The sequence below is a fragment of the Streptomyces sp. DvalAA-43 genome, assembly GCF_900091725.1.
GTDB lineage: Bacteria > Actinomycetota > Actinomycetes > Streptomycetales > Streptomycetaceae > Streptomyces > Streptomyces pulveraceus.
In genome coordinates, this window is sequence record NZ_FMBW01000091.1 from 193,616 (window position 1) to 219,172 (window position 25,557).

Below are 25,557 nucleotides of genomic sequence, written 5' to 3' on the forward strand. Positions count from 1 at the left end.
GAGAGCCCACCGTTCCGCGCCGCGATCGCGCCGCCGCCCGCCCCCGTTCCGCCCCGCTATCTGTCTCCCGTCAGCATCGGCAGCAGCAGCGCCGCGGACCAGCTGAAGTTGGGCGAGTTGAGCGGCGCACCGGTCGTCGGGTCGTAGTTCTCCATGATCGGTCCGTCGCCCGCGAGACCCGACGCATGGGCGAGGAGCCGGTCCGTCAGGGCGTCCGCGTCCTTGCCGTAGCCGTAGCGGCGCAGGCCGCCGAGGGCGTAGTAGGCCTGGTCGAACCAGACGGGGCCGCGCCAGTAGGCCGTCGGTGAGAAGTAGGGGGAGCTCTTCGCCACGGTCGGGAAGGGAACGGCCGTGGCGAACTCCGCCGGGTCCGTCAGTTTCCCGCGCACGGCGCGGGCCTGTGCGGCGGACGCCGTGCCGGTCCACAGCGGGACCGCGCCCTCGATGCCGCGGCCGCGGTCCGTGAGCGGGGCGCCGGTGCCGAGCGCGATGTCGTGGAACCAGCCGTCGGCGGGGTCGTACATCTTCGTACGGACGGCGGTGGAGGTGGCGGTGGAGCGCCGCTTCCAGCGCTCGGCGTCGGCGCCGCGGCCGAGCGCGCCCGCGATGCGCGCCAGGTAGCCCTGGTCGGCGGCGAGATAGGAGTTCAGGTCGACGGACTCCTGGTCGATGGAGTAGCCGAGGAGCGTTCCGTCGGCGGCCTTGTTGGCGACGATGCCGGTGCCGAGGGTGGCGTCGAAGCGGGGCGCGTTGTCCATGCCGCTCTCCCAGGCCGCGGCGAGGCGCCGTTCCTCTGGAGAGTCGTTGGCCGGGTCGACGGTGGCGCCGTACTCGGCGAGGCCGTTGTGGTCGTGGTCCCGGTTGCGGTACCACCAGGCCTGGTACGCGGCGAGCTTCGGGTACATCTCGCGCAGGAAGGCCCTGTCCCCCGTCTTCGCGTACACCTCCCACACGGCCCATGCGGCCAGCGGGGGCTTGGAGTTGCGCTCGTTCCAGTTGCCGCCGCCGCGTGCGGGGTCGTTGTAGAAGATGACGTCCGGGATCATTCCGGCGTCCTGGGGGCGGGTAGTCGAGTCCGGCCCGATCTGCCAGTCGAACATGGCGCGGATCTGCGACTCGGCCAGCTCGGGCGCGAAGCGGGCGGTGCCGACGGCCTGCTTCCAGGTGTCCCAGGCCCAGATGCCGCCGGTGAACCACTTGTAGGAGATCGACGGTGTGATCCCGTCGTGCTTGATCCGCCCGGCCGCGCTGCGCCAGTTGGTGACGAGGGTCTCCAGGGACTTCACGGCCGTGCGCCGCCGGTCGGCGGGGACGCCGCGGATCACCCCGGCCACGTAGCCGCGCCAGCGTGCGTCGGAGGAGGACACGACGGACGCGGGGCGGGCCAGTACGTCGCGGGCCCTCGCCTTCTCCTTCGTGCGCTCGGCGGTGGTGAAGGTGTAGGACTCGGTCCAGTCGAAGCTGTGCGCGCGGCCGGGCGCGAGGGTCACCGGGGCCGCGGCCTCGGTGCGGTAGGTGTCGCCGTCCACCGTCGTGCGGACGCGGTCCTTGTGGGTGATCTCGAAGCGTTCCGTGCCGTCGGTGAGGTAGTCCCAGGTCTCGCGGACCTTCGCGAAGTCGACGCCGACGCCGGAGCCGGTGGCGGTCAGCGACGGTGCGCCGTGCATCGGCCGGCCGGCCGGCCGCAGCAGGCTGCCCGTCCAGTCGGCGCCCAGGGTGCGGGGTGACCGGCCGGTGTTGCGGACCTCGGCCCTGACCAGGGCGGTGCGGTCGGTGGCGAAGCGGAGTTCCAGGGTGAGGCGCAGCCCGCGGCCGAGGTCGTAGGACTGGCGGAGCAGGCCCGGGAGCGAGGTGAGGCGGGGTGCGCCGCCGCCGGCCAGGTCCAGGGCGCGGCCGTGTTCGGTGAGGCGGATGCGGCTGAAGGACTTGCTGAGCCACCAGGGGTATTCCTGGGCGATGTAGAGGGGCCCGGAGAAGCCGCCGTAGCCGTCCTTGTCACCGGCCTCCGGCAGGGCGTACGCGTGCCACGCTCCCCGGTCGGCGAAGACGTTGACGGGGTTGTTGTCCTCGTCGTCACCGGGCTGCGCGGTGGCAGGGGTGCCGTGCAGGTCGAGGACGTCGGCGTAGGCGGGCGGGGGCTCGGGGTGCCCGTGGGCGGTGGCCGTCTGCGGTACGGCGAGGGCGCCGCCGACCAGGAGGAGCGCGGTCAGTGCGCCCAGCGGACGGTGCCCGGTCAGGTGTCGGTCTCTCCAACGGGTCATTTCCCGGTCTCTCCAAGGGATTCGGTGGCGATGCGCAGGACTGCGGCGCCGAGCGGGCCGAGGGCGATGTGGTCGCGGACGGCGGTTCCGGTGAGCAGGTCGGTGCCGCCTGCGGCGAAGCGGCCGGTCAGCGGGGTGCTCGTGTCGTGGTCGCTGTGGTTGAGGACGAAGAGGTACGTGCCCCGCGCGCCGGAGCGCACGGTCGCCTCGACGCCCTCGGGGACGTCGAGCACGGGGCGTACGCCCGCTGCCCGCAGCGCCTCTTCGAGCACAGCCTCGATGCCGTCGCCGAGGTGTGCGCTCGCGTACCACGCGGTGCCGGTGCCGTACGGGTGGCGGGTGACGGCGGGGCGGCCGGTCAGCTCACCGGCCGCGTACACGTCCACGACCTCGGTGTCCGGACCCCCGGGCTCGATCCACTCGCTCCACAGGGTGGCCTCGGCGCCGGAGGCGAGGGGCACCGCCGCTCCGTCGGGGATCGGCCAGAACTCGTCGACGGACACGCCGAGTACGTCCCGCAGCGGTCCCGGCGCGCCGCCGTCGTGGATGTGGTCGTGGCCGTCGACGACGCCGCTGAAGGGGCCGCAGACGAGGTGGCCGCCGCCGTGTACGTAGGCGGCGATGCGTGCGGCGTTCTCGGGCCGCAGCAGGTGGAGGTTGGGGGCCAGGACCGCCCGGTAGCCGGTCAGGTCGGCGTGCGGGGGGACGAAGTCGGTGGTGACGGCGCGGGCGTGGAGTGCCGCGTACCAGGGGCGCAGGAGTTCGCGCCAGCGCATCCGCGCGGAGGGGTGGTCGTCGCCCTCCAGGGCCCACCAGGAGTCCCAGTCGTGGACGATCGCCACGTCCGCCGGGGTGGTGGCGCCGGTGAGCTCGCCGAGCCGGGCCAGTTCGGCGCCGAAGCGGACCGTCTCGCGCCAGCCCCGGGACGCGGTGCCGCGGTGCGGGAGCAGCGCGCTGTGGTACTTCTCCGCGCCGGCGCGGGAGGCCCGCCACTGGAAGTACATGATGCCGTCGGCGCCGCGGGCCAGCGCCTGGAGCGACCAGAGGCGTTGCAGGCCGGGCTTCTTGGGGACGTTGACCGGGCGCCAGCTGACGGCGGAGGGTGCCTGTTCGAGGAGGAGCCAGGGCCGGCCGCCCTTGAGGGAGCGCATCAGGTCGTAGTTGAGGGCGGCGTTGACGTGGGCGCGCGGGTCGGCGGGGTCCGGGTAGGCGTCGTCGGAGACGAGGTCCTCGTGCTCGGCCCACTTCCAGTAGTCGAGTGCCTGGCACATGGACATGAAGTTGGTGGTGGCCGGGGTGTCCGGGTCGAGTTCGCGCAGTGCCTCCCGCTCGGCGCGGTGGCAGTCGAGGAGGGCGTCGGAGCAGAAGCGCCGCCAGTCCAGGAGCTGCGTGGGGTTGACGGGTCCGGGGGCGGTGCGCGGCGGTTCGATCTCCTCGTACGTGCCGTAGTGCTGGGACCAGAAGGCGGTGCCCCAGGCGTGGTTGAGGGCGTCGATCGTGCCGTAGCGGTCGATGAGCCAGGCACGGAAGTGGGTGGCGGAGCGGGCGCAGAAGCATTCGGTGATGTGGTCGCCGTACTCGTTGTGGATGTGCCACAGCGCGAGGGCCGGGTGGTGTGCGTAGCGCTCGGCGAGGGTGCGGGTGAGGCGGAGCGCGGCGGCGCGGTATTCGGGCGAGGAGGGGCAGTAGTGCTGGCGCGAGCCGAATTCGAGGCGTACGCCGTCGGCGGTGACCGGGAGGATCTCCGGGTGGGCGCGCACCAGCCAGGCGGGCGGTGACGCGGTCGCGGTGGCGAGGTCGACGGCGATGCCGTGGGCGTGCAGCAGATCGAGAAGCCGGTCGAACCAGTCGAAGTCCCAGGTGTCGGGGCCGGGTTGGAGCCGCGCCCAGGAGAAGACGCCGACGGTCACCATGGTGACGCCGGCCTCGCGCATCAGCGCGGCGTCCTCGGCCCAGACGTCCTCGGGCCACTGCTCGGGGTTGTAGTCGCCGCCGTACAGGACGCCCTGGACACGGGTCAGACGGTTCATCCCTTCACCGCCCCGCCGAGGAGTCCGGCGACGAACTGCCGCTGGAAGAGCAGGAAGAGGAGCATCAGCGGAAGCGTGGCGAGGAGCGAGCCGAGCATCAGGCCCGAGTAGTCGACGTGGGAGAGCCCCGTGAGGGTGTTGAGCGCGACGGGCACGGTGTATTTGTCCTCGGAGTTCAGCATGAGCAGCGGCCAGATGAAGCTGTTCCACTGCGCCATGAACGTGAAGATGACCAGGGCGCCGAGCTGTGGGCGCACGCACGGCAGCACGACCTGGTAGAAGGTGCGCAGCTCGCCGGAGCCGTCGATCCGGGCCGATTCGAGGAGTTCGTCGGGGAAGTCGACGAAGCTCTGCCGCATCAGGAGGATGCCGAAGGAGTTCGCCAGGAACGGCAGGACCACGGCCTGGTACGAGTCGATCCAGCCGATGCTCGCCATCATCTGGAAGAGCGGCACGAGCAGGACCTGGAACGGGATCATCATGGTGGCGAGCACGGCCCCGAGCAGCAGCCCCCTGCCGCGGAAGCGGTACTTGGCGAGTCCGTAGCCGCACATGGCGGAGATCAGCGAGCTGAGCACGGTGTGGACGACGGCGATGCCGACGCTGTTGAGAAGGACCCGCCCGAAGCCGATGGTGTCCTGGAGCCGCACGAGATTGTCGAGCAGCCGGCCGCCGGGCAGGAACGGCGGCGGGGAGTGGAACAGCTCCGATGTGGAGTGCGTCGCGGCGATCGCCATCCAGAGGAACGGCACCAGGCTGACGACGGCGCCGGCCGCGAGGAGGAGGCGGGTGAGGTACCGGCCGGCGCGCCGGGCCGGGTGGATGCGTACAGGGGCCTGCTGGAGGGCGGTCACCGGCGGCGCTCCCTTCCGAAGGCGACGTACTGGAGGGCGGAGATCGCGGCGATGAGGGCCACGACGACCCAGGCGATGGCGGCGGCGTAGCCGAAGTCGAGCTGCTGGAAGCCGACTTTGTAGAGGTAGACGACCGGGGTGAGGGTGGCGTCGTCGGGGCCGCCGCGGGTGAGGACGTAGTTCTCGTCGAAGAGCTGGAGCGTGCCGATGGTGGAGGTGATCACGCAGAACAGGACGACGGGGCGCAGCTGCGGCAGGATCACACGCGCGTACGTGGACAGAGTGCCGGCACCGTCGATCGCGGCGGCCTCGTACTGTTCCTTGCCGATGGCCTGGAGCCCGGCGAGCAGGATGACGGCGTTGTATCCGGTCCAGCGCCAGGTCAGGGAGGCGATCAGGGAGACGCGAGCCCAGGTGGGGCTGTTGAGCCAGTCGATCCGGCCGATGCCGACGGCGCCGAGGATCTGGTTGACGAGGCCGCCGTCGGTCTTGAGGAGGACCTGGAAGACGACGGCGTACGCGACGAGTGTGGTGACGGCGGGCAGGAAGTAGACCGCGCGCCAGGTGCCTCGGAAGCGCAGCCAGGACTGGTTGAGCAGTACGGCGAGGACGAGCGCCAGGCCGATCATCACGGGGACCTGCACCACGAGGATGATCCCGGTGTTGAACAGGGACTCCAGGAACGCGGGGTCGTCGATCATCCGCCGGTACTGGTCGAGTCCGACCCAGTGGGTGGTTCCGGCGTCCTCGGTGGTGAAGCTCTGCAGCAGGCTCGCGCCCAGCGGATAGGCGAAGAAGAGCGCGAAGAGGGCGGCCGCGGGTCCGGCGAAGAGCCAGGCGGTGGGGCGCCGCCGTCTGCGGCGTGCCGGGGACGGGGCGCGGGCGGGGGCGACCGCCCGGTCGTAGGTGGTCTGGACGGCCATCGGGTTACTTCACCCTCTCGCGGCCGGTGGCCGTGGCGAGTTGCCGCGCGGCCGAGTCCAGGGCGGCGCGCGGGTCCTTGCCGCGCAGCATCACACCGGTGACGGCGGAGACCATGATGTCGGTGGCCTTCGCGTCGTCCTTGTCGTACTCGACCGGCGGGATGTTGCGGGCGAGCCGGGCGAACACGTCGAAGGCCGCCTGCCCGCCGAAGAACTCCTGCTTCGTGCTCAGATAGGGGTCGTCGAGTGCGGGCAGATAGGCGGGGAAGAGGCCCTCGCGCTTGAGCATGGAGACCTGGTTGGCCTTGCCGGTGAGCAGGAACTCGATGAACGCCCAGGCGAGGCGGGGGTTCTTGCTCTGTGCGGGGACGCAGAGCGTGGAGCCGCCGATGTTCGAGGTCCGGGCGCCGTCGGCGGTGAATCCGGGCAGCGGCACCACACGGAATCTGCCCTTCAGCTCCGGCATCTCGTCGGTGAGCGTGCCCGCCCACCAGGCGGCGGAGGGCGTGGTGGTGACCTTGCCCTCCTTGGTGCCGGTGACGAGCCCGTCCCAGCCCTTCTCGTAGTCGACGAGCCCCTTGTCGTGCAGGGTCTTCATCAGGGTGAGGGCCTTCACGGCCTCCGGGGTGTCGACCGCGACACGGCCGCCCTTGAAGTAGGACTGGCCCTGCTGCTGGAGCAGCATCGGCAGGATCCCGGTGTCGGTGGAGTCCATGATCAGCGTCTTGCGGCCGGTGGCCTGTTTGATGCGGATGCCCGCTGCCACGTAGTCGTCCCAGGTCAGCAGTGACGCGGGGTCGACTCCGGCGGCACGGAAGAGGTCCGTGCGGCAGTAGAGCGCACAGGGACCGATGTCCCAGGGCAGGGCGAAGACCGCGCTGTCCTTGCCGGTGACCGTGTGCCACGCGGCACGGTCGAAGTCGCCCCCGTAGCGGCCGCCGAGATTCGTCAGGTCGTAGAAGCCGCCCGGGAAGTTGCCCAGGTAGCGCGGCATGTGGCTGCCCTCGACCGTGAGGACGTCGGCGAGGCCCGAGCCGCCGCGCAGGCCCACGGTGATCTTGTCGTAGGCGTTGTCGTAGCCGATGTCGACGATGTCGACGGTGGTACCCGGGTGGTGCTCCTCGAAGGTGCGGGCCAGGCGCTTCATGGCCTTGGCGGCCACGTCCCACGACCAGACGGTGATCTTCCCGCTGACCTTGCCCCCTTCGTCGTCCTTCCTGCCGCCGATGTCGCGGGCCTGGCCGCCGCCCGCACCGCCCATGGCACATCCGCCGACCAGGGACGATGCCGCGGTCGCGATGCCGGTGGCCAGAACGGCCCGTCGGGTGGGTCCTGTTGACACTCTTGCCTCCTGGAGCCTGAATGCCTAATGCTGTATTCAGAACACTGAATGACGGAGGCTGCCGTCAAGAGGTGTACACCCAAAGACTTTTGCTGCTGTGGTCCACGGCCGGCCCCCGAGCCGGCTCACGCGAAAGGCGCGGCATGACGTCACCCCAGGACTCCGCCCACACCTACACCCATCCCTACATCCCCAACGCCGTCCCGGCCGTCCGGCAGGCGATGCTGGAGGAGATCGGCGCCGCGGGCGTCGAGGACTTCTACGCCGACATCCCGGACGGCATCCGGCTGCACCGCCCCCTCGACCTCCCGGCCCCCCTGCGTTCGGAGGCCGAACTCACCCGGCACATGGAGGGGTTGCTCGGCCGCAACACCTCGACGCGGCAGGCGCTCAGCTTCCTCGGATCCGGCTGCTACCAGCACCACGTACCGGCGGTCGTGGACGAGGTGGTCAACCGCAGCGAGTTCCTCACGGCATACGCGGGCGAGCCCTACGAGGACCACGGCCGCTTCCAGGCGCTGTGGGAGTACCAGTCGATGATGGCCGAGCTGCTCGACGTCGAGATCGTCAACGTCCCGGTGTACGACGGCTTCCAGGCGGCCGGGACCGCCCTGCGGATGGCCGGCCGGATCACCGGCCGCCGCCGGGTGCTCGTCGCCACCGCGATCGACGGCGACAAGCTCTCCCGCATCCGTGACTACGTACGCCCCGACCACGACGTGACAGTGGTCCCGGTCGATCCGGGCACCGGCTGCGCCGACCTCGACGCGGTGCGCGACGCGCTCGCCGCCGGTGACACGGCCGCCGTGTACGCGGACACGCCCTCCGCGCTCGGCATCGTCGACGGGGCGCTCCCCCGCCTCGCCGAACTCGCCCATCAGGCAGGGGCGTTGTACGTCATGGGCTGCAATCCGCTCACGCTCGGAGTGCTCGCGCCGCCCTCCGCGCTCGGCGCCGACATCGCGTGCGGCGACATCCAGCCGCTCGGCCTCCACCAGAGCTTCGGCGGCGGCAACGCGGGCTTCATCGCCACCCGTGACGAGGAGCGGCTGGTCGCCGAGTACCCCTCACGCCTGTTCGGCCTGGTCCCGACGACCGTCGAGGGCGAGTACGGCTTCGGCGACGTCGCCTACGAACGGACCTCGTTCGCACTGCGCGAGGAGGGCAAGGAGTGGGTCGGCACGGCCGCCGCGCTGCACGGCATCGGCGCCGGGGTCTACCTCGCGCTGATGGGACCGCAGGGCATGCGGGAGATCGGCGAGACGATCCTCGCGCTCACCGCGTACGCCCGCCGACGCCTCGCCGAGGTGCCCGGAATCGAGGTCCCGTACGGCGACGCCCTGCACTTCGCCGACTTCACCGTCCGCTACACGGGCGGCAGGACCGCGGCCGAGATCCGTACCGGACTCAAGGAGCGGGGCATCTTCGGCGGCGTACCGACCGGCGAGCAGGAGGCCGCGTACTGCGTCACCGAAGTCCACACCAAGGCCGACATCGACCGGCTCGCCGCGACCCTGGAGGAGATCGTCAAGTGACCGCCCACGCACCCGTGTCCGTCTCCCCCGAGGAGGCGCGCATCGCCGCCAAGCCGCGCCTGCGCCGATTCCGGCAGGCGTCCTGGGACGAGAGGCTGATCTTCGAGCTCGGTTCGCCGGGCGAGCGCGGCGTCCTGGTCCCGGTGGCGGACCCGTCCGTCGAGGCTCCCGCCATCCCCGCCGCCCTGCGCCGCGCCGAGCCGCCCGCCCTGCCGGAGATGTCCCAGCAGCAGGTCCTGCGGCACTACTTGCGGCTGTCGCAGGAGAACCTCGGCGCCGATCTCAACATCGACGTCGGCCAGGGCACCTGCACCATGAAGTACAGCCCCAAGGTCAACGACCAGTTCGTCCGCGACCCGCGGATCGCGGCGCTGCACCCCCTCCAGGACGCCGACACGGTCCAGGGCGTCCTCGGGATCATCCACAGCCTGGAGCAGCTGCTGAAGGAGATCTCCGGCATGGACCGGGTCTCGCTCCAGCCGGGTGCGGGCTCCGCCGCGATCTACACCAACGTCGCGATGATCCGCGCCCACTTCGCCGCGCGCGGTGAGCTGGAGCAGCGCGACGAGGTCATCACGACGATCTTCTCCCACCCGTCCAACGCGGCCTGCGCGAAGACGGCGGGCTTCAAGGTCATCACCCTGCACCCGGACGCGGACGGCTATCCGGACATCGAGGCGCTCAGGGCGGCGGTCGGCCCGTGCACGGCGGCGCTGCTCATCACCAATCCCGAGGACACGGGCATCTACAACCCGCGCATCGAGGAGTTCGTCCGGATCGTGCACGAGGCGGGCGGCCTCTGCTCGTACGACCAGGCCAACGCGAACGGCGTCCTCGGCATCACCCGGGCCCGGGACGCGGGCTTCGACCTGTGCCATTTCAATCTCCACAAGACGTTCTCGACGCCGCACGCCTGCGGCGGCCCGGCGGCGGGTGCCTGCGCGGTCACCGCGGAGCTCGCCCCGTATCTGCCGCGCCCCACCGTCGAGTTGGACCCGGAGACGGGTGTGTACCGGCTGGACGACGACCGGCCCGAGTCCGTCGGCAAGATGCGGCCGTTCTACGGCGTGGTGCCGAATCTGGTGCGCGCGTACGCGTGGATCATGTCGCTCGGCGCCGAGGGCCTGCGGGCCGCCGCCGAGACGGCCGTCCTCAACAACAACTACCTGCTCCACAAGGTCCGGCGGATCCCGGGCGTCTCCGTGCCGTACGCGGCGGGGCGCCCGCGCGTCGAGCAGGTCCGCTACAGCTGGGAGAAGCTCCACGAGGACACCGGCCTGCACTCCGAGGACCTCGGCCTGCGCGCCGCGGACTTCGGCACGCACTACTGGACCAGCCACCACCCCTACGTGGTGCCGGAGCCCATGACGCTGGAGCCGACCGAGTCCTACACCCGCGCCGACCTCGACGAGTACGCCGCGATCCTCGCGGAGATCGCCCGCGAGGCGTACGAGGACCCGGAGACGGTGCGCACGGCACCGCACCGTTCCACCATCCACCGGGTGCGCCCCGAGGCCCTGGACGACCCCGCAACCTGGGCGGTCTCCTGGCGCGCCTACTGCCGCAAGGTGCTGGGCGGAGCGGGCCGCCCGTGACGAGGGTCGGCCTGGTGGTCAACCCGGTCGCCGGGCTCGGCGGCCGGGTGGGCCTGGGCGGCACCGACGGCCCGGACCGGGCCCGCACGGCCCTGGCGCTGGGCGCACGCCCGCTGGCGGAGACACGCGCGGCCGCGGCCCTGGGCGAGCTGGCGGCGCGTGCCGCCGGGCCGGCCCGGGACGGGCTCCTCGTCGTCACCGCCGCCGGTCCGCTGGGCGCCGGGTCCGTCGCCGCCGCGGGACTCACGGAACGGGTCGTGTACGCCGCCGGGGCCGGGCGGGACACCTCCGCGGCGGACACGGTTGCCGCGGTGCGCGCCGTGGTCGCCGAGGGGGTGGACCTCCTGCTCTTCGCGGGCGGCGACGGCACCGCGCGGGACGTGCTCGGCGCCCTCGGCGACGTACCCTGCCCGGTCCTCGGCGTGCCGACCGGCGTGAAGATGCACTCGGCCGTCTTCGCCGTCAGCCCGCGCGCCGCGGGTGAGGTCGCGGCGGCCTGGCTCGCCCGTACGGGCGGCGTCCGACTGCGGGACGCGGAGGTGATGGACCGCGACGAGGACGCCGTGGGCGAAGGGCGCGTCACCTCCCGGCTCTTCGGGTGGCTGCCCGTCCCCGACGTGCCGGTCCGGGTGCAGCAGCGCAAGACCGGCAGCACCGCGACCGCGCCGGACACGGTCGCCGGGATCGCGGCCGAGGTCGCCGAGCGGGTCGGGGAGGGGCTGCTCGCGCTCGGCCCCGGCAGCACCACCCGGGCGGTGGCGGCCGTGCTCGGCGCGGACGTCTCGCTCACCGGGGTCGATGTGCTCGCCCTGCGGCCGGGCCACCCGCCCCGGGTCGTGGCGCGCGACGCCGCCGAGGAGGCCCTCCTCGCGCTCGCCCCTGACTGGGTCGCCCTCTCCCCCATCGGCGGACAGGGCTTCCTCCTGGGCCGCGGCAACCAGCAGATCTCGCCCCGCGTCCTGCGCGCGGCGGGCGGACGCGAGCGCCTGCTCGTGCTGTGCACGGAAACGAAACTGGCCGCGCTCGGCGGCCGCCCCCTCCTCCTCGACACCGGCGACGACGCGCTCGACGCGGAGCTGTCCGGCCACCTTCCCGTCATCACCGGCAGGCGGCGCACCTCGCTGTACCGCCTGGCCGGGTGACCCCCGTACCCCCGACACCGGACACAACTCGTACCCCCGACACCGGACACAAGGAGCCCAGGATGATCTCCCTCGACGGCAAGCGCGCGATCGTGACCGGCGGCGGAGCCGGCATCGGCCGCGCCACCGCGCAGGTCCTCGCCGAGCTCGGCGCCCGCGTGGTGATCGCCGACATCGACACGGACGGCGGCGAACGCACCGCCAAGGACACCGACGGGATCTTCGTGCGCTGCGACGTGTCGCGGCGCGAGGACTGCGAGGCGGTCGCGCACACGGCGCAGGAGCGGTTCGGCGGTGTGGACGTCCTCTTCAACAACGCCGGCATCATCCGCCGCTCCACGGTCTGCGAGATCACCGAGGACGACTGGGACCTGGTGATGGCCGTGAACATCCGCTCGGTGATGCTGATGAGCCGCCTGGTGATCCCCGGGATGGCGTCCCGGGGCGGCGGCTCCATCATCAACACCGGCTCCGGATGGGGCATCCGGGGCGGTGGCCGGGCCGTCTCGTACTGTGCGTCGAAGGGCGCCGTCGTCAATATGACCCGCGCCATGGCCATCGACCACGGCCCCGACAACATCCGCGTCAACTGCGTCTGCCCCGGTGACACGGCCACCGGGATGCTCGCCGAGGAGGCCCGGCAGCTCGGCGAGAGCTCCGACGCCTTCTACGCCGACGCCGCCGACCGGCCGCTCGGCCGGATCGGGCAGCCCCGCGACATCGCTCAGACCGTGGCGTTCCTCGCCTCCGACGCCTCGGCGTTCCTGAGCGGAGCGGTCATCCCGGTCGACGGCGCCGGTACCGCGTGACTTTCCGGTAGCGGATAATCGACCGGACCGAAGGGGAGGGCAGCCTCACATGCCAATCGAAAACCGCCCGCTGCGCGAACAGGTCAAGGAGGAACTGATCAAGCGCCTCGGGCGCGGCACGATCGCGACCAACTCGCCGATCAACGAGGGGCAGCTCGCCACCGAACTCGGCGTCAGCCGTACTCCGCTGCGCGAGGCCCTGATCACGCTGGAGCGCGAGGGCGTCATCACCAGCGAGCGCGGCAAGGGCTTCCGCTTCACCCCGCTCAGCGCGCGGGAGTTCCGCGACCTGTCCGCGATCGTCGCGACTCTGGAGGCGCTCGCCCTGGAGTCCAGCGATCCGGAGCACCTGGCGGCGACGGCCCCCCGTCTCCTGGAGGAGGCACGCGCCTTCTCGGTCCCGCAGGCACCGCACGACGTCATAGAGCGCTACGACGACGCGTGGCACGACCTCCTCCTGTCCGGCTGCACCAACGACCGCCTGATGAAGCTGATCACCTCCCTGAAGGTGACGATGCACCGCTACGAGCGGGTGGCCCTGGGGGACCAGGACATCCTGGAGCGTTCCGCGGAGGAGCACGAGCGGATCGCGGAGTGCCTGCGACGCGGCGATCTGGACGCGGCCGTCGCGGCGCTCAAGGAGAACTGGAACAGCGGGATGCACCGGATCCTGGAACATCTGAAGGACTGACCGCGGGCGGCGCGGTGACGGTGCGGGTCGGACCCGGGTCTTGACCCGCACCGCCTTCCCGGGGTCCGATCGGGGTCGACCCGCCGCGCGACCCAGGGACCGTGACCGCATGACTCTGCAGATCAGCGCCACCAACCCCGAACACCCGGCCCTCCTGCTCGCACTGCCCTGGCACACCCCCCTGGAGCAGTGGCCGGACGAGTATCTGGTGCCGCTCCCCCGCGGCATCTCCCGGCACGTGGTGCGGTACGCCCGAGCGGGCGAGGAGACCGTGGCGGTGAAGGAACTCGCCGAGCGTCCCGCGCTGCGCGAGTACGAGCTCCTGCGGACGCTCGACCGGCTCGGGATACCGGCCGTCGACCCGCTCGGCGTGGTCACCGGCCGCACCGAGGCCGACGGATCGCCCCTCGAACCCGTCCTGATCACCCGCCACCTGGGCGGTTCGCTCCCCTACCGGTCGATGTTCGAGACGACCATGCGCCCGGGTACGGTGCACCGCCTCATGGACGCGCTCGCCGTCCTCCTCGTGCGGCTGCATCTGACGGGGTTCGCCTGGGGCGACTGCTCGCTGTCCAACACCCTGTTCCGGCGGGACGCGGGCGCGTTCGCCGCCTATCTCGTGGACGCCGAGACCGGGGAGCTGCACCCGCGGCTGAGCGACGGGCAGCGCGCGTACGACATCGATCTCGCGCGGGTCAACATCAGCGGCGAGATGCTCGACCTGGAGGCGGCCGGCGCGCTGCACCCCTCCATCGACCCGATCGCGTTCGGTCTGGAGATCGAGGAGCGCTACCAGGCGCTGTGGTCGGAGCTGACGCGCACCTCCGTCTACCCGGCGGGCAAGTACCACTACATGGAGCGCCGTATCCGCCGCCTCAACGACCTGGGCTTCGACGTCGCCGAGATGCAGATATCGCACGCGGACCACGGGGACACGGTCACGTTCGTGCCCAAGGTGGTGGACGCCGGTCACCACCAGCGCCAGCTCCTGCGCCTCACCGGGCTGGACGCCGAGGAGAACCAGGCACGACGGCTCCTCAACGACCTGGAGAGCTGGATGGCGACCCAGGACGACTACGCTCCCGGCGACCGGAACGGCGCCCGCACCGAGGTGCTGGCCCACCGCTGGGTCCGCGAGATCTTCCGGCCCGCCGTCCGCGCGGCGCGCGACCACGTGCCCACCCGGACGGACGCGGCCGAGCTCTACCACGAACTCCTCGAACACCGCTGGTCGCTGTGCGAACAGGCCCAGCAGGACATCGAACTCGACGCGGCGGTCGCGGACTACGTGGGGAAGGCGCTTACACCGGACGACAGCGGCACATAGGCTGCCCCTCCCGGAGCCGTGCGCCGGCGAGCCGGACAGGATCCAGACGAGAGGCCCAGGAGCCGCCCCGTGTTCTACCAGGTGCTCAAGTACGTCGTCATCGGGCCGCTGCTCCGGTTGTTCTTCCGCCCCAGGATCGAGGGCCTGGAGCACATTCCGGAGGAGGGCGCGGCCATCGTCGCCGGCAACCATCTGTCGTTCTCGGACCATTTCCTGATGCCCGCGATCCTCAAACGGCGCATCACGTTCCTGGCCAAGGCCGAGTACTTCACCGGACCGGGGGTGAAGGGACGGCTGACCGCCGCCTTCTTCCGCGGCATCGGACAGATCCCGGTGGACCGCTCCGGGAAGGAGGCGGGGCAGGCGGCGATCCGGGAGGGGCTCGGTGTGCTGGGCAAGGGCGAGCTGCTGGGCATCTATCCGGAGGGCACCCGCTCGCACGACGGCCGCCTCTACAAGGGCAAGGTGGGCGTGGCCGTCATGGCGATCAGGGCCCAGGTGCCCGTGGTGCCGTGCGCGATGGTGGGTACGTTCGAGATCCAGCCGCCGGGACAGGTCGTCCCGCGCATCAGGCGCGTCACCATCCGCTTCGGTGAGCCGCTGGACTTCTCCCGCTACGCCGGGATGGACAACCAGAAGGCCGCGATCCGGGCGGTCACCGACGAGATCATGTACGCGATCCTGGGGCTGTCCGGTCAGGAGTACGTCGACGAGTACGCGGCCAAGGCGAAGGCCGCGCAGGCCGAACAGGACGGTCAGCCCAGGAAGTTCCCGAAAAGGCGACGCTGACGGCGGATCCGCGCTCGGTGAACGCCACCGGCACGGGCGACCGCCCGGCCCTAGCGTGACCCTCATGGCCAAGGGAAACGCATGGGTTCTGGGAGCGACGGGACAGATCGGACGAGCGGCCGTGCGGTCGCTCGTCGAGGACGGCTGGGAGGTGACGGCCGCCTCGCTCGGCGGCGGCCGGGACGCACGGTGGGACGAGGGGGTGCGCACCAGGGCCCTGGACCGGGACGCCGAGGGGGCGCTCGCGGCGGCGCTGGGCGACGGCTGCGACGTACTGGTCGACATGGTGGCGTACGGGGCGGAACACGCCCGTCAGCTGACCGGTCTCGCGGACCGGATCGGTTCGGCGGTGGTCATCTCCAGCGGTGCGGTGTACGAGGACGACCGGGGCCGCAGCTTCGACACCCAGGGCGATCCCGACGGCGCGCCGCACTATCCGGTGCCGATTCCCGAATCGCAGCGGACCCTGCCGGCCGGTGACGCGACGTACGGGACGCGGAAGATCCGGCTGGAACGGGATCTCCTGGCCGCCGGGGACACGTTGCCGGTGACGCTGCTGCGGGCCGGGGCGGTCCACGGGGAGCACTGCCGCTCGCCGCGTGAGCTGTACTTCGTGAAACGGCTGCTGGACGGCCGCGACCGGCGGGTGCTCGCGTTCGGCGGGGAGTCCCGTTTCCACCCGGTCCATGTCTCCAATCTGGCCGAGCTGATCCGGCTCGCCGCGCGGCGGCCCGGTTCGCGGGTGCTCAACGCCGGGGACCCGCAGGCGCCGACGGTCGCGGAGATCGGCGCGGCGGTCGACGCGGTGCTCGGCCGCACGACCACGACCGCGTTGCTGGCGGGCGCGCCCGGGGAGGACGGGGTCGGAGGGACACCCTGGAGCGGCGCCCACCCCATCGTGTACGACATGACGGCCGCCGAGCGCGAGCTCGGGTACCGGCCGGTCACGGACTACGTCCGGTCGCTGCCCGCCACGGTCGAGTGGATCGCGGCGCAGCTGGACGGGAGGGGCTGGAAGGAGGCCTTTCCCGCCATGCTGCGGGCGTACGGGGAGAAGCTCTTCGACTACGCGGCGGAGGACGCCTGGCTGGCGGCGTACGACCGCAGGGCGTGAGGGACAGGCCCGGCCGTGTTCACTCCACCGGGGCGCCGGCCAGTTCGTCCAGCGCCCGGTCGAGGACACGGCGCAGCGGGCGTGCGTCGGGAGCGACGGCGGTGACCAGCACGGCCGGTCCGGCGAGCGGGGTGAGGACGGCGGTCTCGCCCAGCAACCGCGCCGCAGGCGGCTTCTCCTCGAACGCCGGGTCCACGACGAGGAGTTGACCGGCGGCCCGGTGGCCGTCCAGGACCGCCGCGCCGTCCCAGCCGCCGGGTGCTCCTGGCCCGTACGCGAGCTGCTGGTCGAGCAGCGGGCGGCCGGCGCGGTGCACGGTGAGGCGGCTGACGAGGGTGCCGGTGCTCTCGGCGTGGCGGCCGAGGATCTGTTCCTCCCGCAGCACCAGCCGTGCGGTGGCGGCGAGCCGGACCCGGGTGGTCGTGCGCAGCACGCTGCCGTGTGCCGAGACGAGCTGCTGCGGCAGCCAGCGCAGCTCGGCCCGCTCCGCCACGTCCAGCTCGATGTCGTACGTGGCGCTCCCGCCCGCCGGTCCCGGCAGGGCCACGGTCGCGGCTGCCGCGTCGACGGTGAGCCGGGCGCCTTCGCCGACCCGGGCCACGAGGGCGAGCCGGTCGCCGCCGAGCGGTGCGCTCATGGCGCCGACGACGGTGACCCGGCTGCCGGTCCCGGCGGTGTTCCTGGTCCGGCGCAGGGCGAGTGGCCCGTCGCCCCTGAGCACGGGGAGCGAGGTGGTGCCCCGGCTGTCGAGGGCCGCGGCGATCCGGGCGGTGGCCCGGACGCTCATGCGGTCCAGTCGGCGAGCCGGGCACGCACCCAGTCCGCGACGGGCCCCACGCCCTGCTCGGAAGTGAGCGAGGTGAGGGCCACGGGGAGCGGGCCGCGCTGCTGTGCGGCGTCGTGGGCCATCCGGTCGAGGTCGGAGCCGACGTGCGGGGCGAGGTCGGTCTTGTTGATGACGAGCAGGTCGGAGGTGGTGACGCCGGGGCCGCCCTTGCGCGGGATGTCGTCGCCGCCCGCCACGTCGATGACGAAGATCTGGGCGTCGACCAGCCCCTTGGAGAAGGTCGCGGTGAGGTTGTCGCCGCCGGATTCGACCAGGATCAGATCGAGGGGCCCCAGGGTGTCCTCCAGTTCCTCGACCGCTTCGAGGTTGGCGGAGATGTCGTCGCGGATCGCGGTGTGCGGGCAGGCGCCGGTCTCCACGGCCCGGATGCGCTCGGGCGGCAGTACGGCATGGCGCAGCAGGAAGGCGGCGTCCTCGCGGGTGTAGATGTCGTTGGTGACCACCGCGATGGAGAGCCGGTCGCGCAGGGCCCGGCAGAGGGCGGCGACGGTCGCGGTCTTGCCGGAGCCGACCGGTCCGCCGAGTCCGATGCGCAGGGCGCGGCGGGTGCCGTCGGGGCGGGCGGCGTCGGCGCTCACGGCGGCGGGGCCGTGCCGGGTGTGATCGAGATGCATGGGTGCGGCTCCTGATGCGTAGGGGGTCATGAGGCGAACAGGCGGACCGGACGGGCCGCGTGTGCCTCGGCGCCGATGTCGAGGAGCGGGGCCGAGGCGGCGGGCAGCGCGTCGATGGTGCCGTGCGCCGCCGCGGCGGCCTGCTCGGCGATCCGGTCGAGTTCGGGGGCGAGGCGGGCGAGGACGGCGGTGGCCTCGAAGGGGTCGAGGGAGAGCAGCCGGACGACGGCGGTGGCCGGTCCGCTGACGGTTTCGTAGGCGGCGCAGTGCGCGGCGTCCTCGGGCCCGAGCCCGGCCGAGCGCGCGGTGAGGCCGAGGACGACGGGCTGGTGGGCGCCGCGCGGCCGGGCCGTGGCGAGCGCGGTGAGTTCGGTGCCGGGCCAGGTGGCACGGGCCGCCCTCATCAGTTGCCGGCCGAGCTTGCGGGCGACGGCCCGCAGTGCGGGTGACGGGGTGCGGGCGTCGGCGGCCTCGTCGAGCGCGAGCGGATCGTGGCCGTGGGCGGCGGCCGCGGCGAGTGCGGCGGCGGTGAGCCCGGTGGTGTGCAGGCGGCCCCGGCAGAACTCGGCGAGGTCCGCCGCGTCACGGATCCGTCCCGCTGCCACCGCCGGTTCGGCCCCGCCGGAGTGGGCGTGGCCACCGGCGGGGAACCGGCCGTCGGCGAGGACGAGCAGCGCCGCGCGGCTCATCGAGCCACCCGTCCCGGGCCTCGTGTGTGCCGCATCAGAAGAGGAAGTAGCGCTGGGCCATGGGCAGTTCGGTGGCGGGTGCCGGTTCGACCGGTTCGCCGTCGATCGTCACGGCGAAGCTGTCGGGGTCGACATGGACCTGCGGCATCGCGTCGTTCTCCCGCATGTCCGCCTTGGTGACGCCCCGGGTGCTGGTGATCGGTACGAATCCTTTGCCGAGGCCGAGGCGTTCCGGCAGACCGTCCTCGATGGCCGCTTCGGCGGTGAAGTTGACGGAGTTCGCCGCCGGGGCGCGGCCCACCGCGCCGAACATCGGGCGGGGCAGCACGGGTTGCGGGGTCGGAATGGAGGCGTTGGCGTCACCCATCTGCGCGTACGCGATCTGGCCGCCCTTGATGACGGTCCGCGGCTTGACGCCGAAGAACGCCGGTTCCCACAGCACCAGGTCGGCGAGCTTGTCCGTCTCCACCGAACCGGTCTCCCGGTCGATCCCCTGGGCGATCGCCGGGTTGATGGTGTACTTGGCGACATAGCGACGCACCCGCCGGTTGTCGGCCCGTCCGTCGCCGGGCAGTGCCCCGCGGCGCTTCTTCATCACGTGCGCGGTCTGCCAGGTGCGCAGCACGACCTCGCCGATGCGGCCCATGGCCTGGGAGTCGGAGGAGATGATCGAGATGGCTCCGAGGTCGTGGAGGATGTCCTCGGCCGCGATGGTGGACGGTCGGATCCGGGATTCCGCGAAGGCGAGGTCCTCCGGCACGGCCGGGTTGAGGTGGTGGCAGACCATCAGCATGTCGAGGTGTTCCTCGATGGTGTTGACGGTGTGCGGGCGGGTCGGATTGGTGGAGCTGGGCAGGACGTACGGCTCGGAGACGACGCCGATGATGTCCGGGGCGTGCCCGCCGCCCGCCCCTTCGGTGTGGTAGGCGTGGAGGGTGCGCCCGGCGATGGCGGCGAGGGTGTCGGCGACGAATCCGGCCTCGTTGAGGGTGTCGGTGTGGATGGCGAGCTGGGCGCCCGTCTCCTCGCAGACGCCCAGGCAGGCGTCGATGACGGCGGGGGTGGCTCCCCAGTCCTCGTGGATCTTGAATCCGAGTGCGCCGGCGCGCAGTTGGGAGTGCATGGCCTCGCGCGACATGGTGTTGCCCTTGCCGAGCAGGCCGATGTTGACGGGGTACGCGTCCAGTGCCCCGAACATCCGGGCCAGGTGCCACGGGCCGGGGGTGATGGTGGTGGCCTTGGTGCCTTCGGCCGGTCCGGTGCCGCCGCCGACCAGGGTGGTGATCCCGGACGAGAGCGCCTGGTCGATCAGGGTCGGCGAGATGAAGTGGACATGGGCGTCGATGGCTCCCGCGGTGAGCAGCATGCCGTTGCCCGCGATGATCTCGGTCTCGGGGCCGATGACCAGGTCGGGGTGGACGCCGTCCATGGTGTCCGGGTTGCCGGCCTTCCCGATCCCGGTGATCCGGCCGTCGCGGATGCCGATGTCCGCCTTGACGACGCCCCAGTGGTCGATGATCACGGCGCCGGTGACGACGGTGTCCGGCGCGCCTTCGGCGCGGGTGGTGCGGGCCTGGCCCATCGATTCGCGGATGACCTTGCCTCCGCCGAACACCGCTTCGTCTCCGGCGAGTCCGGGGCCGCCCGAGCGGTCCTCCTCGATCTCGACGAGCAGACCGGTGTCGGCGAGCCGGATGCGGTCGCCGGTCGCGGGGCCGAAGAGGTCGGCGTGGACGGCGCGGTCGAGTTCAGCCATCGAGGGCACCTCCGGTCCCGCCGCGCAGGCCGGGGACGATGCGCCGTCCGGCGATCGGGACGAGCTCGATGTCGACCGGTATGCCGGGTTCGAAACGCACGGCGGTGCCGGCGGCGATGTTCAGCCGCAGGCCGCGCGCGGCCGAACGGTCGAAGTCCAGGCCGGGGTTGGCCTCGGCGAAGTGGTAGTGGGAACCGACCTGGACGGGCCGGTCGGCGGAGTTGAGGACGGTGAGGCGGGTGACGGGGCGGCCCTCGTTGAACGGCACGGGCCCGTCCGCGTACAGGATCTCTCCGGGAATCATCGACGCCCCCGTCAGACGATCGGTTCGTGGACGGTGACGAGCTTGGTGCCGTCCGGGAAGGTCGCTTCGGCCTGGACGTCGTGGATCATCTCGGGCACCCCGTCCATGACGTCGTCGCGGGTGAGCACCGCACGGCCCGACGCCATCAGTTCGGCGACCGTACGGCCGTCCCTGGCCCCCTCCAGCAGATGGGCGGTGATCAGCGCGAGCGCCTCCGGGTGGTTGAGCCGCAGTCCGCGCGCCCGGCGCTGCCGGGCCACATCGGCGGCGACATGGATGAGCAGGCGTTCCTGTTCGTGCGGGGTCAGTCGCATGCGTCCACCTCACAGTCTTGCGCCCAGTGCCGGACCGGGGCGTGGCGAGGCGTCGGCCGCGTCCAGCAGGGGAGGTTGAACGGCGGTCCGCCGACTCGCGGCGAGACGGTGCACGGTAGAGCCGAAATTTTTCCGGCGCGTTAACGAACCCTCCGGCGGACCGGCCCCACGCCGACACGCCGGGCGCCCCCGTCGCGGCGGACGGGGGTACCCGGCTCTCCCGTATCGGGGAACGTCGGCGTGCGGCGGTCAGCTGCCCGGCTCGTGGTGCCCCGGGTGCTGCGCCGCGATACCGAAGCGCCGCCGTTCGCCGGGAGCGGACACCGAGGAGCCGATCGAGGAGACCGAGCTGATCACCTGCTCCTCGGCGGCCGCCTCCCCCTTCTCCAATCGCTCCAGGTCAGCGGCCGAGACAAGCGCCACCAGCGGCTTGCCGTGGCGCGTCACGACCACGCGCTCACCGCCGTAGACGACACGGTTGATCAGTTCGGCGAGCTCAGCTCGGGCTTGCGTCACCGGAATCTCATAGGCCATGCTCCCCATCATAACCTTCTGTACGTCCTGTACATTTTTTACGGACACCAGTGCAGAGGCCCGTGAAGCAAGCGCAGACCCCCGTACAGACCCCGCAGGAGAGGCATCGCCATGCTGTTCCGTCCCGCAGCCCGTCATGTACTGCCCGAGTTCACCGAACGCACGAGCAACGGAACCCGCACCCTCGACCCGTACTCCAAGCTGCTCGCCGAACGGATCGTCTTCCTCGGCACCCCGGTCGACGACGCCGCGGCCTCCGATCTGATCGCGCAGTTCATGTACCTGGAGCACGCCGCCCCGGACCGGCCCATCGCGCTCTACATCAACTCCCCCGGCGGCTCGTTCGGAGCCATGTCCGCGATCTACGACACGATGCAGTACCTCACCTGCGAGGTGGAGACCTTCTGCCTCGGCCAGGCCGGTTCCTGCGCCTCCGCCCTGCTCGCCGCGGGCGCGCCCGGCCGCCGGCACGCGCTGCCCGGCGCGAGGGTCGTCGTGCGACAGCCGGAGCTCGCCGAGCCGCTGCGGGGCCAGCCGTCCGATCTGGAGATCGAGGCACAGGAGCTGGAGCGGGTCCGCACGATGCTCACCGCCCTGTTGGCCCGTCACACCGGCCGCGACGCGGGACAGATCGGCGACGACATCGAGCGCGATCTCATTCTCGACGCGGCGGGCGCCAAGGCGTACGGCCTGGTGGACCACGTCCTGGAGAACCGGAACACCTCGCTCCCTCCGCACGGCGCGAGGTGAACACCCGATGCGGCCACCACCGGAGTTCCCGCCGCTCCCCGCACTGACGCGCGCCGAGGGGGAGTTCATCGACCGCTACCTCGAAGTCCTCGACCAGGTCGGCCGGATCAACCCGGCCCGTGGCAGCGACACCTACGGGGCGCTGCGTGCCGCACAGGCGCTGGCCTCGCACGCCGGAGCACTGCGCGACGCCCTGGCGTTGATGCACGAGCGCGGCGAGGCGCGGATCCACACCGCGACGCTCACCCGGGCGCTGCGCGTCCTGGACGGGGAGCGACGGGCCGGGCGCGTCACCGTACCCCCCGCTCCGACGAGTTGACCGAGCCACGCCATTCGCACGCGCGGCACCGTCCGGTCAACTCCCCCTGCCCCGGGGTCCGGCGGCCGTCACCCAACTCCCGTACCCGACACGCCCGACGGGCCGACCGAAATTCCTCGCTCGTTCGGCGTAGGGAGTCCCTCTCGTGAGGGACTGCTCAACTTGCGCTTTCCGTGTGGGCAGTGGACGGAATCCACCCTTCCGCTGCTGGTACGGCGTAGGTCCGCAGCATCGGAAGAGCATCAAAAATCATCATGTCCACCCGAACGGATCAGTCGTGAGGAGCCTCACATATCCCTGTTTCGGCTCGGAAATCCGACAGTCGGTGAGTCAAGATCCCTGGGACGACAAGCCCCCGCCACCGCGGCGGGGCGGTCCGGGCGGACGCCGAGTCCTGCCGCCGCCCGGATGCCTGGTCGACAGAAGTGGATCGGCAGGAGTGGAGGACCCGAGCACAACGGGTCGACCTGAACACCGGTCGACCCTCGGGGTGAAGCCGCCGAACGCGGCCGGGCAACTTCGCCAGCCCGAACCCGACAGGTCATCCTTCACAGGCGGCTGACGAAGGGTTGCGCATGACTGCGCAGGTTCATGTCCCGTCTCTGCTCGCCCGAGCCGGTACGGCCTCGGTTCTGACTCTCGCCGCCGTCGGCGGCACCATGTTCGCGCCGGGCGCCGCGACGGACGCCCAGGCGGCGACCCTGTCGATGAAGGCGCTCAACATCGCGGCATCGAAGAAGGGATCGCCGTACAGGTGGGGGGCCACCGGCCCCAGCCGCTTCGACTGCTCGGGCCTGACGCTCTACGCGTTCAAGAAGGCGGGCAAGAAGCTCCCCCGCACCGCCCAGCAGCAGTACAACCGGGCCCGCCACATCTCGGCCTCGCACCGGCAACGCGGCGACCTGGTCTTCTTCCACTCCGGCCGCAGCGTCTACCACGTGGGGATCTACGCCGGCAAGGGCAAGATCTGGCACTCGCCGAAGACCGGCGCGGTGGTCCGGCTGGAGAAGATCTGGACCAGGAGCGTCTACTACGGCCGGATCAACTGAGGCGGGGCCCGTCCGGCGGGTCGGAGCCACGCCCCGCCGGACGGGCCCACACGCGGGCCACGCTCGGCGCAGCAGCTGACCGGTCACCAGCACCGAACCCAGCACGGTGAGCGCCGCACCGCTGCCGCCCCCGACGGCGCGCGGTACGGGACCGGCGCAGCCACCCGCCCAGCCGGTCCACGAACAGCGCCACGGCGGGGAACCAGACCAGCACCACGACGATCGTCGCGGGCAGCAAGGTCCTGGGCAGCGGGAGGCTCCCGGTGACGGAACCGGCGGGACGGCCGCTCATCGGCAGCGCGCCGACCCATTCCACCGCGCCGTGGGGTCCGCGGCGGCGGCCACGCTCCAGGCCCTGTTACGCAGCGGGTTCGGGCGGGCGGGGCCGGCCCGGCGGACGGGCGGCGGGGCCGGGTGACCGCGCGGGCGGGCAGGTGCCGGAACACGTCGGTCAGCTCTGTACGGGGACGCTCCAGGGAAGCGCGATCCACACCGTCTTGCCTCCGTCGGCGGTGGGGGTGACGGTGAGCCGGCCGCCGCACTGCTTGGCCAGACAGCGGATGATGACCAGGCCGCGCCCGTTGTCCTGCTGCACGGCGGCGGGCAGCCGCCTGGGCCAACGGGGGTGACTGTCCGTCACGCCCAGATACAGGTGTTCCTCCCGCTCCAGCCGGAGGTCCACGGTGAAGGTGGGCGACTGCCCGAAGGTGTGCTGGACGGCGTTGGTCGCGAGCTCGGAGACGATGAGCCGGATGCTGTCGGCGAAGTCGGTGTCGGCGGCCAGGCCCCATTCGCCGAGCACCCGGGCCACGAACCTGCGGGCCGCCGGAACCGAGACCGGCTCGCTCGCCAGAGTGACGTGTACTTCTTGCTGGTCTGCCATGGCGGGCCGTCCTTTCCCACCCGTACCGACCGCGATCGGCCCGGGTTGCGCTTCGAGCCAGACTGCCATCGATGCTGCCCGCTGTGACAGCGATCCACCAAGATATGCATATATCTGTCGCTCGATGCGGTGAACCCTGCGACGCGAGACCGTATGCGGGCGGCACACTGTCGGCTCGGCGGAAGAGGGAGGGAGGCCGCGGATGCAGCACGGCCCTGCGGTGCGACGCCGCAAGCTCGGGGAGGAGCTCCGGAGTCTGCGCCATGCGTCGGGACTGACCAGTCGGGACGCGGCACGGATGCTCGGCTGGCACCAGTCGAAGGTGAGCCGGATCGAGACCGGGGTGAGCGGGGTGCAACCGGCCGATGTCACCCGGCTGCTGGACGCGTACGGCGTGGACGACGCCCGGCTGCGGGATCTGCTGGCCACCCTGGCGGGTTCGGCGGGCGGCGGCGGCACCGGATGGTGGCACGCCTACCGCGGTCTGATCCCGCCCCAGTACCGCGACTTCATCAGCCTGGAGTCCCAGGCGCGGACCGCGCGCACGCTGGAGACCTCGGTGGTGCCGGGGCTCCTCCAGACGGCCGACTACGCGCGTGCGGTGACCCGGGCCTCGCTCGACGGGCTGCCCGCCGGCCGGCTGGACTCACTGGTGGAGGTGCGGCTCGCCCGGCAGGGGGTGCTGCGGACCGATCCGCCGCTGCGGCTGAGTGCGGTGCTCGACGAGGCGGTGCTGCGGCGCGAGGTCGGCGGGTGCCGGGTGATGCGGGAACAGCTGCGTCATCTGACCCGGGTGGCTCAACTTCCCCATGTGCAGCTCCAGTTGCTGCCGTTCTCGATGGGCGGCTACGCCGGCCTCACCGGACCTTTCGTTATCTTCTCATTTCCGAACACTTCTGATCTAGATGTGGTCGTTCTCGACCATTTGACGAGTAGCCTCTATCTGGAGCGGAAAGAAGACCTTGAGGCGTACAGCTCGGCCTTCCGCACGATGCAGGCACACGCGCTGTCGCCGGAGCACTCTTTGGATCTCATCGCCGCGATCGAGCGCGGCGGTCAGTGACCCCGGACGCCCGAGGGGGCCTC

General features: G+C 71.8%; 25 protein-coding genes, 1 pseudogene and 1 riboswitch. Of the genes and pseudogenes, 12 read left to right on the top strand and 14 right to left on the bottom strand.

The window, feature by feature from the left end:
• Window positions 1-56: 56 nt before the first annotated feature.
• The 5 genes from GA0115234_RS38360 to GA0115234_RS38380 are packed head-to-tail and all read right to left on the bottom strand — an operon-like array spanning window position 57 to window position 7,410.
• Window positions 57-2,261: an MGH1-like glycoside hydrolase domain-containing protein gene (locus GA0115234_RS38360; protein ID WP_093551015.1), complete on the bottom strand. Its 2,205-nt coding sequence runs from the start codon at window positions 2,259-2,261 to the stop codon at window positions 57-59.
• Window positions 2,258-4,291 (bottom strand): beta-galactosidase, encoded by a 2,034-nt coding sequence (locus GA0115234_RS38365; RefSeq protein ID WP_093551017.1) that lies wholly within the window; start codon window positions 4,289-4,291, stop codon window positions 2,258-2,260. Before GA0115234_RS38365 ends, GA0115234_RS38360 begins: the two co-directional genes overlap by 4 nt.
• Window positions 4,288-5,145, bottom strand: a complete 858-nt coding sequence (locus tag GA0115234_RS38370) for a carbohydrate ABC transporter permease (RefSeq protein WP_256088918.1) — start codon at window positions 5,143-5,145, stop codon at window positions 4,288-4,290. The genes GA0115234_RS38365 and GA0115234_RS38370 overlap by 4 nt, the downstream gene beginning before the upstream one ends.
• Window positions 5,142-6,068, bottom strand: coding sequence for a carbohydrate ABC transporter permease (locus tag GA0115234_RS38375; protein ID WP_093551020.1), 927 nt, complete (start codon window positions 6,066-6,068; stop codon window positions 5,142-5,144). Before GA0115234_RS38375 ends, GA0115234_RS38370 begins: the two co-directional genes overlap by 4 nt.
• Window positions 6,069-6,072: 4 nt before the next feature.
• On the bottom strand, window positions 6,073-7,410 hold the full coding sequence (locus GA0115234_RS38380) for an ABC transporter substrate-binding protein (RefSeq protein ID WP_093551022.1): 1,338 nt from the start codon (window positions 7,408-7,410) through the stop codon (window positions 6,073-6,075).
• A 143-nt stretch (window positions 7,411-7,553) separates the two neighbouring features.
• Between GA0115234_RS38380 and gcvPA the strand changes: the two genes are divergently transcribed.
• From gcvPA to GA0115234_RS38420, 8 genes are all read left to right on the top strand, one after another.
• Window positions 7,554-8,945 (top strand): aminomethyl-transferring glycine dehydrogenase subunit GcvPA, encoded by a 1,392-nt coding sequence (gene gcvPA / locus GA0115234_RS38385; protein ID WP_093551024.1) that lies wholly within the window; start codon window positions 7,554-7,556, stop codon window positions 8,943-8,945.
• Complete coding sequence (gcvPB, locus tag GA0115234_RS38390) at window positions 8,942-10,540, top strand: aminomethyl-transferring glycine dehydrogenase subunit GcvPB (RefSeq protein WP_256088919.1); 1,599 nt, start codon at window positions 8,942-8,944, stop codon at window positions 10,538-10,540. Before gcvPA ends, gcvPB begins: the two co-directional genes overlap by 4 nt.
• Window positions 10,537-11,682 (top strand): ATP-NAD kinase family protein, encoded by a 1,146-nt coding sequence (locus tag GA0115234_RS38395; RefSeq protein WP_256088920.1) that lies wholly within the window; start codon window positions 10,537-10,539, stop codon window positions 11,680-11,682. The genes gcvPB and GA0115234_RS38395 overlap by 4 nt, the downstream gene beginning before the upstream one ends.
• 62 nt (window positions 11,683-11,744) lie before the next feature.
• Window positions 11,745-12,491 (top strand): SDR family NAD(P)-dependent oxidoreductase, encoded by a 747-nt coding sequence (locus GA0115234_RS38400; RefSeq protein WP_093551025.1) that lies wholly within the window; start codon window positions 11,745-11,747, stop codon window positions 12,489-12,491.
• Window positions 12,492-12,540: 49 nt separating this feature from the next.
• Complete coding sequence (locus GA0115234_RS38405; RefSeq protein WP_093551027.1) at window positions 12,541-13,182, top strand: GntR family transcriptional regulator; 642 nt, start codon at window positions 12,541-12,543, stop codon at window positions 13,180-13,182.
• Between the two features lie 109 nt (window positions 13,183-13,291).
• Complete coding sequence (locus GA0115234_RS38410) at window positions 13,292-14,509, top strand: DUF4032 domain-containing protein (RefSeq protein WP_093551029.1); 1,218 nt, start codon at window positions 13,292-13,294, stop codon at window positions 14,507-14,509.
• Between the two features lie 69 nt (window positions 14,510-14,578).
• Window positions 14,579-15,298: a lysophospholipid acyltransferase family protein gene (locus GA0115234_RS38415; protein ID WP_093551031.1), complete on the top strand. Its 720-nt coding sequence runs from the start codon at window positions 14,579-14,581 to the stop codon at window positions 15,296-15,298.
• A 64-nt stretch (window positions 15,299-15,362) separates the two neighbouring features.
• Complete coding sequence (locus GA0115234_RS38420; RefSeq protein WP_093551033.1) at window positions 15,363-16,412, top strand: NAD-dependent epimerase/dehydratase family protein; 1,050 nt, start codon at window positions 15,363-15,365, stop codon at window positions 16,410-16,412.
• 19 nt (window positions 16,413-16,431) lie between these two features.
• On the opposite strand, the gene GA0115234_RS38425 is transcribed toward GA0115234_RS38420, so the two are convergent.
• The 7 genes from GA0115234_RS38425 to GA0115234_RS38455 all read right to left on the bottom strand — a co-directional run bounded on the left by GA0115234_RS38425 (window position 16,432) and on the right by GA0115234_RS38455 (window position 21,470).
• The gene (locus tag GA0115234_RS38425; protein WP_093551035.1) at window positions 16,432-17,199 is read right to left on the bottom strand and encodes an urease accessory protein UreD; all 768 of its coding nucleotides are present in this window, start codon (window positions 17,197-17,199) and stop codon (window positions 16,432-16,434) included.
• On the bottom strand, window positions 17,196-17,873 hold the full coding sequence (gene ureG, locus GA0115234_RS38430; protein ID WP_093551037.1) for an urease accessory protein UreG: 678 nt from the start codon (window positions 17,871-17,873) through the stop codon (window positions 17,196-17,198). Before ureG ends, GA0115234_RS38425 begins: the two co-directional genes overlap by 4 nt.
• A gap of 26 nt (window positions 17,874-17,899) precedes the next feature.
• Window positions 17,900-18,562 carry an urease accessory protein UreF gene (locus GA0115234_RS38435; RefSeq protein ID WP_093551039.1) on the bottom strand — a complete coding sequence of 221 codons (663 nt, stop codon included), beginning with the start codon at window positions 18,560-18,562 and terminating at the stop codon, window positions 17,900-17,902.
• Window positions 18,563-18,596: 34 nt separating this feature from the next.
• Window positions 18,597-20,318, bottom strand: a complete 1,722-nt coding sequence (locus GA0115234_RS38440) for an urease subunit alpha (protein ID WP_093551041.1) — start codon at window positions 20,316-20,318, stop codon at window positions 18,597-18,599.
• The gene (locus GA0115234_RS38445) at window positions 20,311-20,622 is read right to left on the bottom strand and encodes an urease subunit beta (protein ID WP_093551043.1); all 312 of its coding nucleotides are present in this window, start codon (window positions 20,620-20,622) and stop codon (window positions 20,311-20,313) included. The genes GA0115234_RS38440 and GA0115234_RS38445 overlap by 8 nt, the downstream gene beginning before the upstream one ends.
• An 11-nt stretch (window positions 20,623-20,633) precedes the next feature.
• Complete coding sequence (locus tag GA0115234_RS38450) at window positions 20,634-20,936, bottom strand: urease subunit gamma (RefSeq protein WP_093551045.1); 303 nt, start codon at window positions 20,934-20,936, stop codon at window positions 20,634-20,636.
• A gap of 249 nt (window positions 20,937-21,185) precedes the next feature.
• Window positions 21,186-21,470 carry a type II toxin-antitoxin system Phd/YefM family antitoxin gene (locus tag GA0115234_RS38455; protein WP_093551048.1) on the bottom strand — a complete coding sequence of 95 codons (285 nt, stop codon included), beginning with the start codon at window positions 21,468-21,470 and terminating at the stop codon, window positions 21,186-21,188.
• A gap of 114 nt (window positions 21,471-21,584) precedes the next feature.
• Here GA0115234_RS38455 and GA0115234_RS38460 point away from each other — a divergent pair, with 114 nt between their 5' ends.
• From GA0115234_RS38460 to GA0115234_RS38470, 3 genes are all read left to right on the top strand, one after another.
• On the top strand, window positions 21,585-22,220 hold the full coding sequence (locus GA0115234_RS38460) for an ATP-dependent Clp protease proteolytic subunit (protein ID WP_093551106.1): 636 nt from the start codon (window positions 21,585-21,587) through the stop codon (window positions 22,218-22,220).
• 7 nt (window positions 22,221-22,227) lie between these two features.
• Window positions 22,228-22,539: a hypothetical protein gene (locus tag GA0115234_RS38465; protein WP_093551051.1), complete on the top strand. Its 312-nt coding sequence runs from the start codon at window positions 22,228-22,230 to the stop codon at window positions 22,537-22,539.
• Window positions 22,540-22,930: 391 nt separating this feature from the next.
• Window positions 22,931-23,111, top strand: a riboswitch (cyclic di-AMP (ydaO/yuaA leader).
• 3 nt (window positions 23,112-23,114) lie between these two features.
• Complete coding sequence (locus tag GA0115234_RS38470) at window positions 23,115-23,588, top strand: C40 family peptidase (protein WP_093551052.1); 474 nt, start codon at window positions 23,115-23,117, stop codon at window positions 23,586-23,588.
• 66 nt (window positions 23,589-23,654) lie between these two features.
• On the opposite strand, the pseudogene GA0115234_RS44005 reads toward GA0115234_RS38470, so the two are convergent.
• Window positions 23,655-23,850: pseudogene (locus GA0115234_RS44005) on the bottom strand (LysE family translocator); the annotation flags it as partial.
• A 189-nt stretch (window positions 23,851-24,039) separates the two neighbouring features.
• Window positions 24,040-24,471: an ATP-binding protein gene (locus tag GA0115234_RS38480; RefSeq protein WP_093551054.1), complete on the bottom strand. Its 432-nt coding sequence runs from the start codon at window positions 24,469-24,471 to the stop codon at window positions 24,040-24,042.
• Between the two features lie 202 nt (window positions 24,472-24,673).
• Here GA0115234_RS38480 and GA0115234_RS38485 point away from each other — a divergent pair, with 202 nt between their 5' ends.
• Entirely contained in the window at window positions 24,674-25,534 is an 861-nt protein-coding gene (locus tag GA0115234_RS38485) for a helix-turn-helix domain-containing protein (protein ID WP_093551056.1), read from the top strand.
• Window positions 25,535-25,557: the final 23 nt, after the last annotated feature.